The following is a 14710-nucleotide window of genomic DNA, read 5'->3' as shown; positions in this document are numbered from 1 at the left end:
AATATCAACGGTTGTTGATATGATCGAGTGGTCGTGCCTACGATCGCGAAAGAAAGGGGTGGTTATGGCCCAGGAGAAAGTGTTCATGCCGTCCCAGCCGTTGGAACCCGGCGACCGCTACGGAGTGCTGAGCGGATTCGATCCGGGCACACGTACGTTCCCTGCGGGATTTCGCCTCACGCCGGCGTTCAAGGCATTGCCGGTCGACATCGTGCTGGACAAGGACGTCGCCGTCACGATGCGCGACGGAGTGACGACCTATGTCGATATCTTGCGGCCTGCGGGCACCGGGAAGGTACCGGTCATCGTGGCGTGGAGCCCGTACGGCAAAGGTGAGGGCAGTGCCCCGGCCGCTATGGGAGTGTTCGGGCTGGTCGGCCTGGACAACGAAATCGTCTCCGGTCTGCACAAGTTCGAGGGACCCGACCCGGCGTATTGGTGCGCCCAGGGTTACGCGATCTGCAACCCGGACATTCGCGGTGTCTCAGATTCGGAGGGGGACAGTGTCTTATGGGATCGCCAAGAGGGTGAAGACTGTCATGATCTGATCGAATGGCTGGCGGCCCAGGAGTGGTGCACCGGCAAGGTGGCAATGAGCGGAACCTCCTATCTCGCTGTCGCACAATGGTTTGCCGCTGCCGAACAGCCGCCGCATCTGGCTGCGATCAATCCGTGGGAGGGAGTCAGTGACGTCTACCGCGATCTTGTGATGCGCGGCGGCATGCCCGACACCGGGTTCGCCCGGCAGCTGCGCGACAACAGCTACTGGGGTAAGGGCCGAAAGGAAGACATTCTCGCCGAAGCCGAGCGCTACCCGCTCATGAATGGCCTTTGGCAGAACAAGATCCCACGCGTCGATCGGATCAACGTGCCGGCCTACGTGGTGGCCAGCTACTCCAACTCCCTGCACACCGTGGGCACATTCCGCGCCTGGCGCGGGTTGGGTTCAGAGCAGAAGTGGCTGCGCATTCATGACAGTCAGGAGTGGCCCGACTACTACGACGAGGCGAACAGGGAGGACCTGCGCCGGTTCTTCGATCACTTCCTGAAGGGCGAGGACAACGGCTGGGAGGAGACTCCGCGGGTGCGGTACGCCGTGCTCGATCTCGAAGGCGGTGATCAGGTCAACCTTCGGGCTGACTCATTTCCGCCACACGGCGTGGAGTACACGAAGTACCACCTTGACGGTGGCACGCGCACCCTGTGCGTGGGAGCGCCGGGAGAGGAGGTGACGACGACGTATGAGGCGGAAGCCAATCCGGGTCTGGTGTCGTTCATCGTCCGCTTCGATACGGAAACCACGATGGTCGGTGACCCCAAGGTGCGGCTGTGGGTCGAGTCGAAGGGAAGCGACGACATGGACCTCTTCGTCTTCATCCAGAAGCTGAATGCGCAGGGGACGCCTCTGCAGGAATTCACCGTGCCCAACCAGTCGGCGGCGATCCACGACCTGACCGAGCAGGGCGCGTCGATCCTGCGGTACAAGGGATCCGCCGGCCGACTGAGGGTGTCGATGCGACATCTGGACGACACGAGGTCCACAGACGAGGTCCCTGTCCACAGCTTCGACCGCGTCGAGAAGCTGAGCCCGGGCGAGGTCGTCGATATCGAGATCGAACTGTCCCCGATCGGTTTGGTGTTCCGTCCCGGTGAGCAACTGCGCCTGGTGATCAGCGCCAAGGACCTGTTCGGTCCGTGGATGCCCGGACTTCGGGAGTACGTCCCGCAGAACCAGGGCCGACACGTCATCCACACCGGCGGATCGCGCGCCTCGTTTCTGCAGCTACCCGTTGTAGCCGAGGGCTGAAGCGTCAGGCATCTGCCAGCGCGGGAGGCTTGGCCGCACCCGGATCGGGGTTGGCAATCGGCAGGCCCATGAACCGCCGGGCATTGTCACCCATGAAGTCATACGTGCGCCGAATGTCCATGCCCTCGGCGTACTTCCAGAAACCCTTGGGTTCGGCCAGGCCTTCGGGATGGGGATAGTCCGAGCCGAACAGCACCTTGTCCCATCCGACCGTTTCCACCACGTCGGACACACAGCCCTCCCAGAACGGGCTGACCCAGATGTTGCGCCGGAACACGTCGTGCGGATGTTCGGGGAAGTTCTGCGGCATCTTCTTGTAGAGGTCGGCGAAATCGTGGAACAGCGGGAAGATCCAGCTGCTGCCGTTCTCGACGCTGGCGATCCTCAGCTTGGGGAACCGGGTCAGGGTGCCGTGGCAGATCAGCGCCGTCAGCATGTCGGCGATCTCCCGGTGGCCCAGCACCATCCAGCGGAATGCGCTCTGCGCCATGAAATTCTGCGTGTAGGGCGGCTCCCACTTGTTGACGTAATCGTCGAGCGGGGGATAGCTGGCATGAAGGACGATGGGCAGACCGGCGGCCTCGACGTCACGCCAGAACGGGTCGAACTCCGGCAGGGCGGGGGAGCGCCAGCCGTGTAGACCGTTGACCGGCCCCGGCTTGATCAACGCGACCTTGCCGTCGTGTTCGAGGATCCACTCCAGTTCCCGTTGCGCCGCATCGACTTCGGACAGATTGATGATGGGTGTGGAGAACACCCGGTCGGCGTGGTTGAAACTCCAGTGTTCGAAGATCCACTCGTTGAGAGCGTGGACGATCGCCAGCGTCAGCTGTGGGTCATCGGCACTGGAGTGCTCGACCAGGCTGCCCAGGGTGGGATAGTTCAGCGCCTCGACCACTCCCTGGCGATCCAGTTCCTTGACCCGGTCTTCCGGGTTTCGGGTGGCCTCGGGTGCGTCGATGGCACTGCCCTGCATCTCGCGCAGTGTCAGGCCCTCGGCATTCTCGCCGGCGAAGAACTTCTCGTGCGCGCCCGGCGCGGCGACGCGCTCGAACGTCGGGTTGGGGATGAAGTCGGTGACCCGGTTGTTGATCACGACCCGGGTCTGCCTGCCGAACTGGGCGTACTGCACGGCGCGGCTGTACTTCTCGGGCAGGAACTTCGTCAGTGCGTCCCCGGTCTCGTACATGTGCTGGTCGGCATCGAAAATCGTTGCATCCCTGAATTGTTCAGTCATGGTGTTTCCTCAGAGCGTCAGGACGGTGGCGCCGGCGGTGCCGGGGGCGCCGTAGAGCTGGGCGAAGCCGACGCGCGGGTTGCCGGGTACCTGCCGGTCACCGGCCTCGCCGCGTAGCTGACGCACGAGCTCGTGGATCTGGCGGAGGCCGGAGGCGCCGATGGGCTCGCCGTTGGCGATCAGTCCGCCGTCGGTGTTGACCGGCAGTGAGCCGCCGATCTCGGTGGCGCCGTCGGCCAGCAGCTTCTCCTGGTCGCCGTCGGCACAGAACCCACATTCGGCCATGTGGATGATCTCCGCACCGGCGTCGGTGTCCTGCAGTTGCACGACGTCGACGTCTTCGGGTGCCACCCCGGCCTTTTCGAACGCGGCGCGGGCGGCGTACACCGTCGGCGCCACGTCCTCCTCGACCGGTGCACAGGTGGTGTTGACCTCGTAGGCCCCGTACTTGCGGGTGCGAACCTCGACGGCCTTGAGGTACACCGGCTTGTCGGTGTACTTGTGCGCGATGTCGGCGCGGCACATCACGACTGCGGCCGCACCTTCGTCGGGGGCACAGAACATGTACTGCGTCAGCGGGTAGTTCAGCATCGTCGAGTTGAGAATGTCGTCCTCGCTGATCGGCTTGCGCCGGAAGGCGTTCGGGTTCAGCGCACCGTTGCGGAAATTCTTGTTGGCCACCTTGGCCAGCGTGCGCTGCGAGATGTTGTGCTCGTGCAGATAGCGGTTGGCCTTCATGCCGAAGAACTGGGTGGTGAGGTACTGGCCGTTCTCGGCATACCAGCTGGGCATCCCGACCAGTGACGGGTCTTCGGTGAACGCGCCGCGGGGATGCTTGTCCAGACCGACGGCGATGCCGATGTCGTAGTCTCCGAGCCGAATGCCGTCGGCGCAGGCCTTGGTGGCGCTGGCCGCGGTGGCGCACGCGTTGAACACGTTCGTGAACGGGATGCCGGTCAGTCCGACCATCCCGACGATCGCATCTGGGTTGGCCACCGTCCAGCTGCCGCCGGTGGCTGCGCCGATGTCCTTCCAGTCGACCCCGGCGTCGGCGACGGCGGCGAACATGGCGTCCACTCCCATCGCCATCGCGGACTTGCCTTCGAAGCGGCCGAATGGGTGCAGGCCGACGCCGATGATGGCTACATCGTTGGTCATGTGCGTGCCCTTCTAGACGGGTTGGAAGGCGAAGGTGACAACTTCGACGGGATTGTCGGGGTCGTCTTCGTCTGTTGTAAGCGGGATCATGGTGAGTTCGACGTCCATGCCGAATTGCAGTTTGGTGGGGTCGTTTTCGGTGAGGCGGCCTTCGACGCGCAGGACGGGTCCGGTGTCGTCGGTGAGTTCGACGAGGCCGACGCCGAAGGGGACGAAGTTCTTGCCGGTGGGTCCCTTGTAGGGGGCGCCGGGTGGGAAGCCCTGGGTGGTCCAGGCGATGACGGTGCCGCGTCGGGGCAGGTTCACCTGTTCGGTGTTGGCGCCGGAGCACTTGGGGCAGCGGGCCTGGGCGGGGAAGGTGGTGGCGCTGCAGTCGGTGCAACGGCTGCCGATCAGCTGGGGTTCGGCGTCAGGCCAGGTCGAGATGTCCGGCGCGAGGGCCTTCTGCATGAGTCCGATTCCTCCGTGTTCGGCCAAAATGTCTAGCAACTGTAACTCTTACAGTAACGTAGACCAAGTGACCGCGAGCAAGACCGAGAACAAGCCCACGTTCTGCCGGATCTGCGAGCCGCTGTGCGGCATGATCGCCACCGTCGAAGACGGCCGACTGACTGCCCTGCGGCCCGACAAGGATCATCCGCTGTCGGCGGGATTCGCCTGTCAGAAAGGCATCGCGTTCACCGAGGTCGTCAACGACCCGGACCGGGTGACCACGCCGCTGAAGCGCACCGGCCGGTCAGATTCTCTTCGCGCAAGCGGCTCATCGGCGGAATTCGAACCGGTGAGCTGGGATGCGGCGCTCGACGACATCGCCGCCAGGCTCACCGAGATCCACCGCAGGCACGGTTCCGGAGCGCTGGCCTGGTACATGGGCAACCCCGCGGCCTTCAGCTACTCACACCTGTTCGCCGCTATGACGTTCGCCAAGGGCGTCGGCGGCGACAGCCACTTCTTCAGCTCCTCGACCCAGGACACCAGCAGTCGCCTGCTGGCCAACCAGTTCCTCTACGGAGCACCGTTCCCGGTGCCGATACCGGACCTCGTGCGGACCGATCTGCTGATCATGTTCGGCGCGAATCCAGTGGTGTCCCACGGGAGTTTCCTGACCGCACCGCGGATCAAGGACCGCATGCACGACATCGTCAAGCGGGGCGGGCGGGTGGTCGTGGTCGATCCCCGGCGCAGTGAGACCGCTGCCCAGTTCGAATGGCTCGGGATCACCCCGGATGCTGATGCGTACCTGCTCCTGTCGATCCTGCAGGTGCTCTTCGACGAGGGGTTGGCCAGCGCGAGGGCCCGGACCCAGGCCGAAGGATTGGATTGGCTGCGTGAGCAATGCGCGGTGTTCACGCCAGAACACACCCAAGGCCATACCGGTATCGAGCCCGACACGGTGCGTAGGTTGGCACGCGATCTCGCGGCCACGGAACGGGCTGCCGTGTACGGCAGGCTGGGCACGTGCGTCGGACGCAACGGCACGCTGACCACGTATCTGCTGGACGCGGTCAATCTCGTCGCGGGAAATCTCGACGTGCCTGGCGGCAGCGTGTTCAGCACCCTGGGCATCCCCGGACAGAAGTGGGGTTCGATGGCGATGGGCGTCTCGTTGCGCCGCAGCTACCGCACCAAGCGCACCCGGATCGGCGGATTGCCGTTGGTCATCGGTGCCGAACCTGCCGCGTTCATGGCCAAGGAGATCACGACGCCCGGCCGACGACAGGTCAGGGCGATGTTCATCGGTGCGGGAAACCCGGTGCTGTCGGTCCCCAACGGCGCGGAGTTGGAAGACGCGTTGGAGGCGACAGACCTTTCCGTCGGGCTGGATATCTACGTCAACGAGACCACCGCGCACTGTGATTACGTGCTGCCGGTAACGACGATGTACGAGCGCGACGACTTCGCCGTCACATTTCAGATGTTCCAGGCCACCCCGTTCCGCCAGGCCACCGACGCGGTCGTGGCGCCGCGCGGTCAGGCCCGTACCGAATGGGACATCATCGTCGACCTGATCAGCCGGATGAAGGTTCGCACACCGGTTTTCGTTGCGCTTCGGCTGGCAGCCAGGCGAGCCGCACGACGGGGCAGGCGACTCAGTCCGCGGTCGATGATCGACATGATGATCCGGATGGCCGATGGTGGTGACCGTTTCGGGCTGCGCCGCGGCGGGCTGACATTCCGCCGTCTGACCGAACAGCATCCGCACGGCGTGGTGGTGGCACCGAACATCCGGACCGGGGTGCTCGGTGAGGTTGTGGTGTATCCGAAGGGCCGGATACGGCTCGAGCACGAGGACATCGCATCGGAAATCACCGCGATGTCGCGACGTGCGGCACCCGACGGCTACCCGCTGCGCGTGATCGGGATGCGTGAACCGCGTTCGGAGAACTCCTGGTTGCACAATTCACCGTTGCTGATGCGCGGCAAGAGGATCCATCGAGCCCTCATGCATACCGAGGATGCTGCCGCGCGTCGCCTGGCCGACGGTGACGAGGTACGGGTGCGTTCACCGTACGGCCAGATCGACATCGCGTTGGCGCTCACCGACGACATCGTGCGCGGCACCGTGGCGATACCGCATGGATGGGGCCACAAGGGAAGTGGTCGCTGGCGGATCGCCAATCAGGCCGGCGGTGCCAACGTCAACCAGCTGATGTCGAGCGATCCCGCCGATGTCGAGGCGCTGGCCGGCATGTCCTGGCTGACGGGTGTGCCGGTGCAGGTGGAGCCCTGCTGACTCTACTTCCGCCGAAACCGCATTCCAGCAGGCCGCTACTCGCACTTTCTCTGCCGGAATGCGGTTTCGCGGGCTGAGAGTATTACTGTAAGTGTTACAGTTGTCCGCGTGAGTGAAGTCGTGGAGCAGTCCGTCACCAGCGTGGAGATCGGCCGGAGCGCTGCCGGCCGGGCCGAAAAACGGATGCTGATCGACGGTCAGCTGGTGGCCGCGGCGTCCGGCGCCGAATTCGACAACCTCAGCCCGGCCACGGGTCTGGTGCTGGGGACGACGGCGGCCGGCGGTGCTCAGGACATGGACGCGGCTATCGGCGCCGCCCGGCGTGCATTCGACGAATCCGACTGGAGCATCAACCGGGGCTTGCGGAAGCGCGTGCTGGTCCAATTGCAGGAGGCCATTGAGGCCGAAAAAGACCACCTGCGTGAGGAATTGATCGCCGAGGTGGGTTGCCCGGCGATGACCACGCAGAATGCCCAGCTCGACTGGCCGCTGGCCGATGCACTGCGCTACCCGGCCCGGCTGATCGACGAGTTCGAATGGGAGCGCACGCTCGACGGCGGTGGGCTGTTCGGTGAGCGTAACGCCCGCACCGTGGTCAAAGAGGCAGTCGGTGTGGTCGCCGCGATCACCCCGTCGAACTTCCCGATCGAGGTGATCCTCAACAAGCTCGGGCCCGCGCTGGCCGCAGGCAACACTGTCGTGCTCAAACCCGATCCGAACACGCCGTGGAATGCCACCCGGCTGGGCCGGCTGATCGCCGAGCGCACCGACATGCCGCCCGGTGTCCTCAACGTGGTGCCGACACCGTCCAACGAGGTGGCCGGACTGTTGGGCACCGATCCTCGTGTCGACATGGTGTCGTTCACCGGGTCGACGGCTGTCGGCAGGCATCTGATGCGGGTCGGCGCCGACACCATGAAGCGCACCTTCCTCGAACTCGGTGGCAAGTCGGCGATGATCGTGCTCGACGACGCCAAGCCCGGCCACATCATCCCCGGCGCCATCGGGGCGTGCGTGCATGCCGGGCAGGCCTGTGCGGCCAACACCCGGATGCTGGTGCACCGCAGCCTGTTCGACGAGGCGGTCGCGAACGTGACGATGGCATTCGGTGCGGTCCCGGTGGGCGACCCGGCGCTGCCGACGACGTTGGTCGGTCCGCTGATCACCGCCGCGGCCAAGCAACGCGTGCTTGACGCGATCGAGGGCGCCCGCCATGACGGCGCCGAGATCGTGGTGGGTGGAGGCGAACCCGCCGGGCTGGCAGATCACCTGCGCGACGGGCACTTCGTCGCACCCACCGTGATCGTCGGGGCCGACCCGGGCTCGGCGATCGCCCAGGACGAGGTGTTCGGACCGGTACTGGTGATGCTGCCGTTCGACGATGACGACGAGGCGGTACGGATCGCCAACGACAGTGCGTTCGGACTGGCCGGCGCGGTCATGTCGGGGTCACCCGAGCGCGGGATGGCGATCGCCCGGCGGATCCGTACCGGGGCCATCGGCGTGAACGGTGGCATGTACTACGGCGCCGACGCCCCATTCGGCGGGTACAAGAACAGTGGTGTCGGAAGACAGTGCGGCATCGAGGGGTTCGCGCAGTACACCGAGACAAAGACCATTGGCTGGCGGCTGCCCCGGCAGTAACTTCCCGCTCGCCGATGGACCGTCAGCCCTGGGCGGCGGTGACGCTCAGGGTCTCGGCGCGATCGAGGATGCTGTCGAGAATATGGTCGAAGTTCCCATCGTCGGCCATGCCGATCCGGTAGCCCCGTCCGGGGATCGAGGCGATCAGCGGCATCGACTCGGCGTCGATCACCTGTTCCCAGTACTCGCGGGGGAACTGGACCTCGTCGGTGCGGTTCTGTAGCCGTTGCAGCACAGCCGAACTGCGCACCAGCACCGATATGGCGGTGTAGGTGTCGAAGGCCTGTCTGGCGGTGAGCCCGGCTGCCACCAGGGCGGCCACCGGTTGTTCGATCTTCTCCAGTGCGGTGCGCGCCGCGGGAATGCCGCGGGTGCCTCGGATCAGGATCAGGTCGCACACAATCGGATTGGCCGTGAACATCTCGCGCATGCGGTGGGCGTGCGTGCGCAGGGATTCCCGCCAGGTGCGGCCCTCGATGGACAACACACTCATGTCGTATTCGATCAGGACGCGTTCGGTCATCGCATCGAGCAGCTCATCCTTGCGGCGGAAGTACCAGTAGATGCTCGTGACACCCACATCGAGATGGCGGGCCAGCTGCGGCATGCTGAGGTTGTCGATCGATACCTCGCCGGCGATCTCGAATGCCCCGCGGACGATTTCGTCGACACTGATCGACCCGCGTTCGCGGCGCCGGCGACCGCTGGTGCCCGCGGGCCTGACCATGGCAGCAACCCCTCTAGCGGATCGGCTCGAACGTGACAGGAATGGCAGTGGGGGAGCGGAACGGCTGACCGAAGATGTGCGGATCGTCGTCGGTGACCAGCTCGAGCTTGTGCACCCGCGACAGCAGGCTCTCCATGGCCACCCGGGTTTCCATCCGGGCCAGGTGCAGCCCCATGCAGGTGTGCTCGCCGGCGGCAAAGGTGATGTGCGGCACCCGCTTCCGGAAGATGTCGAACTCCTCGGGCCGCTCCCAGCGGTTCTCGTCGCGGTTGGCCGACCCGATGCAGACGTCGATCACCGCGCCGGCGGGCAGTGTCACACCCTCGAGTTCGGTGTCCTGGGTGGTCGACCGTTGCACTGTGGTGAGCGGGGTTTCATAGCGCAGCCCCTCCTCGATGGCCTGGCCGATCAACTCGTGGTCGGCCTGCACCGCCGCGAACTGTTCAGGGTGGGTGAGCAGCAGGTAGATCAGATTGCCCGAGGACCGGTAGGTGGTCTCCAGCCCGGCCGGCAGGAGCAACCGCAGGAACGAGTAGATCGCCTCGTCGGTCAGCTTCTCGCCGTCGATCTCCGCGGTGACCAGGTCGCCGATGATGTCGTCGGTGGGCTCGGACCGGCGCAGCTCGATCTGGTTCAGGAAATAGTCTTTCAGGGCCGCGGAGGCTTCGAACGCGCGCTTGTACTTCACGGTGTAGCTGATCAGCTCGACGGCGCGCTGCCGGAACCAGGGCAGGTCGTCCTCGGGCAGTCCGAGCAATTTGGAGATCACCCGGGTGGGGAATTCGAAGGTGAAGTCGCGCACCAGATCAGCGCTGCCGGATTCGATGAACTCGTCGACCAGCGCCTCGCAGATCGGGCGGACGATCTCTGGTTCCCAACGCTGCAGCGAGCGTGACTTGAACGCCGCCGAGACCAGGTTGCGATGCTCGCGGTGGGTCTTGCCCTCCATGGCCAGGATGGTGGGGCCGATGAACAGCCCGATGGTGTTGTCGTAGATCTTCGAGTTGAAGGACTTGCTGTCCCGGAACACGGTGTTGACGGCGTCGAACGACACCGCGGCGAATTGATGTTCCGGCAGAAGGGATTCCGGCGTCTTGGACCAGTCCATCACCGAACCGCGGAACACGCCGTGCTTGGCCCGGTGCCGCGCGAAGATCGGGTACGGATCGCGCAGCAGGGTGGCCGTGTCGACGACCGATTCCTCGCCCGCGACGTCCTGCACTTGACTATCCACAGCTCACTCCACCTGTCGGCGTCGACCGATCACTCTGATGCATATTACTGTAAATCTTACAGTAACTGAATCTGTGTGGCGTTCAGAGTGTGATCGGAGCCCCGTTGCTCATCGCGGCGATGAAGCCGGCGTCGACCTGGATGTCCTGACCATTGATCCAACGTGCCTCGGAGGAGGCGAGGAAGGCGATCAGTGGAACCACGTCGTCCACGGTGGCGTGCCGGCCCACGGTGGCCCGCACCAGGTCCAGGACGTCCTTGCCCATGGTCTGCTCGAAGTCGGACAGGATCGGTGTCTCGACCGGGCCCGGGCTGACCGTGTTGACTCGGACCCCGTACTTGCTCCAGGCCGGGCCGGCCACTCGCTTGACGAACAGGATCGCGGCCTGCTTGGAGGTGGTGTAGACGGGAAAATCCGGATCCTGCCCGGTCTGCCATTGCGCCACCGAGTCGCCGTCGGTGAGCTCGAGAAGTCCGTCGAGGATGTCGATGCGCTGCTGCCAGCCCAGTGCCGCGGTTGACGCAACAGTGACGATCGAGCCGCCGGGGCGCAACAGCGGCAGCATCCCTTCGGTCATCAGTCGCGTGCCGAGATAGTTGACCTTCAGAACGTCGGCGGCCGGCGCGGTACCCGGCACGCCCGCGACATGCGCGAGCAGGTCCCAGCCGTCACCGATCTCGCCCAGTAGTCGGGTGATGTCGGCGGCGTCGCGGAGGTCGCAGGTGGCGTGTTCGGAAGCCGGGGTGTCACCTGCGCGCAGATCCACCGCGAGCACGTGGTCGCCGCGCTCGAAGAAGTGCGCCGCGGTTGCCGCTCCGATCCCGGATCCGGCTCCGACGACGACGACTCTGCGTGCGGTTTCTGACATGCCCCAACCCTTCACCGAATGAACGACAGTAAGCATGACTGTAAACAATTCGGGCTGGTTGGACAATCGTCTTCGGCCTGTCGGTGGAGTGCTACCGTTAGCCTTCCCGGAAGCATCTCCGGGAGATGTCATGCGTGCCTGGCGAGGAGACGGATTCGATGAGCGCGATCGAGGAGCGTGCGGCAGTGCAGTCGCAGCGCGACGACCTGGACGAGTTGCTGGCGGCCCAGCGCCGGTCATTCATCGCCGACGGTCCGCCCGATGTCGCGTTGCGCCGCAACCGCATCGACCGGTTGCTCGCGATGGTCCTGGACAACTCCGAGGATTTCGTCGCTGCCACTGCTGCCGACTACGGGTCGAGGTCACGGTCGGCGGCGTTTCTCTCCGAGATCCTCGGCATGCTCTCGGTCATCGAACACACCAGGGCCCATGTGCCACAGTGGATGCGCGCGACGAAGCTGCTTCGGGCGACGCGCTTCGCGGGCCTGCGCGCCGAGGTGCTGCCCAGCCCACTCGGTGTGGTCGGGGTGATCGGACCGTGGAATTTCCCGATCCAGCTGACAGTGTTGCCGGCGGCTGCGGCATTCGCCGCGGGCAATCGGGTGATGATCAAGATGTCCGAGGTCACTCCGCGCACCGCCGAACTGATGGCGACCACCGCGCCGAAGTACTTCGACACGACTGAACTGCAGGTGGTCACCGGCGGGCCGGAAGTGGCCGCGGCGTTCGCCGGCCTGCCGTTCGACCACCTGTTCTTCACCGGTTCGCCTTCGATCGGGAAACTGGTCGCCCGGGCCGCCTCGGACAACCTGGTTCCCGTCACGCTTGAGCTGGGCGGCAAGAACCCGGTGGTCGTGGCCCCCGGCGCAGATCTGGAACGGGCCGCAAGCCGAATCGCCCAGGCGCGCATGGTCAATGGTGGTCAGGTGTGCGTGTGCCCGGACTACGTCTTCGTGCCCGATGCGCAGGTGGACCGGTTCGTCGAGGTGGCACGGAAAACGTTGACCAATCTGTTCCCCAGCATCGTCGGCAATCCCGACTACTGCTCGTCGGTGAACCAGGCCAACTTCGACCGGGTTGTCGGGTTGATCGCCGACGCCCGCGCCCAGGGAGCCCGGATCGACTCCGTCGTGCCCGCTGGCGAGGTGCTGCCCGATCCGGGCTCGCGCAAGATCGCCCCGACCATCGTGCGTGACGTCGACGACCGGATGCGGATCGCGAGCGAAGAGGTGTTCGGGCCGGTACTGGTGGTGCGCGGATACTCCGCACTCGACGAGGCCGTCGACCACATCAACACCAACCCATCACCGTTGGTGGCCTACTGGTTCGGTCCGGACGATGCCGACTTCCGGCATTTCGTGAGCCGTACCCGCAGCGGCGGGGTTGCCCGCAACGACTTTGCCGCGCACATGATCCCGTCCGACGCGCCGTTCGGCGGAGTCGGACGCAGCGGGACGGGCGCCTATCACGGTAAGGCCGGCTTCGATACGTTCAGCCACTACCGTTCGGTGGTGGGCAACGACCTACCGTTCAGTGTCACGGGTCAGGCGGCCAAGCCGTTCACCACCTCGATGCGGGTCAGCACCGAACTCATGCTGCGGCGGGCCCGTAGCCGAACCGCCGCTCGGCTCAAGAAGTTTCGCTGACCGCCTGCTCGCGCGCCCATCGGTAGTCGGCCTTGCCGGCGGGGCTGCGTTCGATGACCGGGCGGAACACCACGGCTTTGGGCAGCTTGTAGCGGGCGATCGAGGATTCGGCGTGCCGGATCAACTCGTCGGCTGCTACGGGTCCGTCCGCCAACGCCTCCTCGGCCAAACAGACGATGGCGACCACTTCCTGTCCCCAACGTTCACTGGGACGCCCGGTGACGACCACGTCGCGCACCGCCGGGTGCGAGGCGATCGCGGATTCGACCTCCTCGGCGAAGATCTTCTCGCCCCCGGAGTTGATGGTCACCGAATCGCGGCCGAGCAACTCGATCGCGCCGCTGTCCAGATGGCGGGCCCGATCGCCCGGCGTCGCATAACGCACGCCCTCGATCACCGGGAAGGTCGCCGCTGTCTTGGCGGCGTCGCCCTTGTATCCGAGCGGCACGAACCCGCGCTGCGCCAGCCAGCCCAGCCCGTCGTGTCCGGCAGGCAGGACAGCGGTGAAATCCTCGGTCACCACACAGGTATCGGGTCCGGCGTTGAAGGTGCCGGTCGACACCGCGCCAGGGGCCGACATGTGGCTCATCTGGGCACCCGTCTCCGACGAGCCCACGCCGTCGACGACGATGAGATTGGCCTTGGCGTCGATGAGTTGCTGCTTGACGTAAGGGGTCAGCTGCGCACCACCGTTGGCCACGACAGACAGGGATGACACGTCCGCGGCCCCTGACTTGATCGCGTCCAGCAGGGGGCGGGCCATCGCGTCACCCACCACCGTCGCCACCAGCACCTGCTCGCGTTCGATGGTGCGCACCACGTCGTCGGCGTCGAAACGATCCACCACGCCGGGAAAGACCAGCGTCTGACCCGTGGTGATCGCGGTCATCGCGGCCCACTGGGCTGCACCGTGGATCAGCGGCGGCAGGATCATCAGCTTGGTACCCGGATTGTCGACTGCACGCCCGACGATCTCCTCGACGGACTGCGCTCTCTCGCCGGTCACCATGTTGCGTCCGCCGAATGCGGTCATGAAAATGTCGTGCTGACGCCACAACACGCCTTTGGGCATTCCGGTTGTACCGCCGGTGTAGAGCACGTAGAGGTCGTCCGGGCAAGGCTCGACGGGTGCCTCTGTCGCAGCATCCTCGGCGACGATCGAGTCGTAATCCACTGCGCCGTCGAGCAGCTCGTTGCCGGAGCCGTCGGCGATCTGGATCAGCACCCGCAGTGCCGGCAGGTCCGGCAGGACCTCGGCCACCCGCGGTGCGAACGCCGAGTGGTACACCAGCGCGGATGCACCGGAGTCGGCCAGCAGGTACTGCAGTTCGTTCTTGACGTAGCGGTAGTTGACATTGAACGGGGCGACCCGGGCGCGGAAGGAGCCGAGCAGGGATTCGACGAACTCGGGTCCGTTGTAGGCGTAGATCCCGAGCAGATCCTGGCCCACCTCGTGACCGGCCAGTGCGCCACGTTCGGTCTGTGCGCCCAAACCGCGCGAATGCAGGAACGCCGCCAGGCGATTCGAGCGGTCCACGATCTGGCGGTAGGTGAACCGCCGCTCGCCCTGGACGATCAGCGGACGATCTCCGATGGCGGTGGCGACGGCCTCCGCGACGGCCGGAACGGTGAACTGCACGGGCTTCTCCTCTTGG

General features: G+C 65.4%; 11 protein-coding genes. 4 read left to right on the top strand and 7 right to left on the bottom strand.

What is annotated here, in order from left to right; genetic code table 11:
• Nucleotides 1–64: 64 nt before the first annotated feature.
• Complete coding sequence (locus AB0876_RS28075; RefSeq protein WP_526043495.1) at nt 65–1807, top strand: CocE/NonD family hydrolase; 1743 nt, start codon at nt 65–67, stop codon at nt 1805–1807.
• Between the two features lie 4 nt (nt 1808–1811).
• On the opposite strand, the gene AB0876_RS28070 is transcribed toward AB0876_RS28075, so the two are convergent.
• Genes AB0876_RS28070 through AB0876_RS28060 form a run of 3 tightly spaced genes read right to left on the bottom strand, consistent with a single transcriptional unit; the run spans nt 1812 to nt 4652 of the window.
• The gene (locus AB0876_RS28070; protein ID WP_526043494.1) at nt 1812–3044 is read right to left on the bottom strand and encodes an amidohydrolase family protein; all 1233 of its coding nucleotides are present in this window, start codon (nt 3042–3044) and stop codon (nt 1812–1814) included.
• 9 nt (nt 3045–3053) lie between these two features.
• Nucleotides 3054–4202, bottom strand: coding sequence for a thiolase family protein (locus AB0876_RS28065; protein WP_526043493.1), 1149 nt, complete (start codon nt 4200–4202; stop codon nt 3054–3056).
• A gap of 12 nt (nt 4203–4214) precedes the next feature.
• Nucleotides 4215–4652 (bottom strand): Zn-ribbon domain-containing OB-fold protein, encoded by a 438-nt coding sequence (locus tag AB0876_RS28060; protein ID WP_526043492.1) that lies wholly within the window; start codon nt 4650–4652, stop codon nt 4215–4217.
• A gap of 28 nt (nt 4653–4680) precedes the next feature.
• Between AB0876_RS28060 and AB0876_RS28055 the strand changes: the two genes are divergently transcribed.
• The gene (locus AB0876_RS28055) at nt 4681–6936 is read left to right on the top strand and encodes a molybdopterin-containing oxidoreductase family protein (protein ID WP_526043491.1); all 2256 of its coding nucleotides are present in this window, start codon (nt 4681–4683) and stop codon (nt 6934–6936) included.
• A gap of 183 nt (nt 6937–7119) precedes the next feature.
• On the top strand, nt 7120–8580 hold the full coding sequence (locus tag AB0876_RS28050) for an aldehyde dehydrogenase family protein (protein WP_491839314.1): 1461 nt from the start codon (nt 7120–7122) through the stop codon (nt 8578–8580).
• A 22-nt stretch (nt 8581–8602) separates the two neighbouring features.
• Here AB0876_RS28050 and AB0876_RS28045 read toward each other — a convergent pair whose 3' ends face one another.
• The 3 genes from AB0876_RS28045 to AB0876_RS28035 all read right to left on the bottom strand — a co-directional run bounded on the left by AB0876_RS28045 (nt 8603) and on the right by AB0876_RS28035 (nt 11409).
• A complete protein-coding gene (locus AB0876_RS28045) occupies nt 8603–9307 on the bottom strand; it encodes a TetR family transcriptional regulator (protein ID WP_491838477.1) in 705 nt (234 codons plus the stop codon).
• A 13-nt stretch (nt 9308–9320) separates the two neighbouring features.
• Nucleotides 9321–10541 (bottom strand): cytochrome P450, encoded by a 1221-nt coding sequence (locus AB0876_RS28040; protein WP_491838478.1) that lies wholly within the window; start codon nt 10539–10541, stop codon nt 9321–9323.
• Nucleotides 10542–10623: 82 nt separating this feature from the next.
• Complete coding sequence (locus AB0876_RS28035; protein WP_526043490.1) at nt 10624–11409, bottom strand: SDR family oxidoreductase; 786 nt, start codon at nt 11407–11409, stop codon at nt 10624–10626.
• A gap of 158 nt (nt 11410–11567) precedes the next feature.
• On the opposite strand from AB0876_RS28035, the gene AB0876_RS28030 reads away from it, so the two are divergent.
• The gene (locus tag AB0876_RS28030) at nt 11568–13055 is read left to right on the top strand and encodes an aldehyde dehydrogenase family protein (RefSeq protein WP_526043489.1); all 1488 of its coding nucleotides are present in this window, start codon (nt 11568–11570) and stop codon (nt 13053–13055) included.
• Here AB0876_RS28030 and mig read toward each other — a convergent pair.
• Nucleotides 13039–14694 carry a medium-chain acyl-CoA ligase Mig gene (gene mig, locus AB0876_RS28025; protein ID WP_491838481.1) on the bottom strand — a complete coding sequence of 552 codons (1656 nt, stop codon included), beginning with the start codon at nt 14692–14694 and terminating at the stop codon, nt 13039–13041. The two genes, AB0876_RS28030 and mig, sit on opposite strands and share 17 nt — an antisense overlap.
• Between the last annotated feature and the right edge of the window lie 16 nt (nt 14695–14710).

Origin of the sequence: Mycobacterium sp. NPDC049093, assembly GCF_040704635.1 — a bacterium.
Taxonomy (GTDB): Bacteria; Actinomycetota; Actinomycetes; order Mycobacteriales; family Mycobacteriaceae; genus Mycobacterium.
Note: the sequence above shows the minus strand (reverse complement) of the source record. Positions and strands in the feature narration are given on the sequence as shown.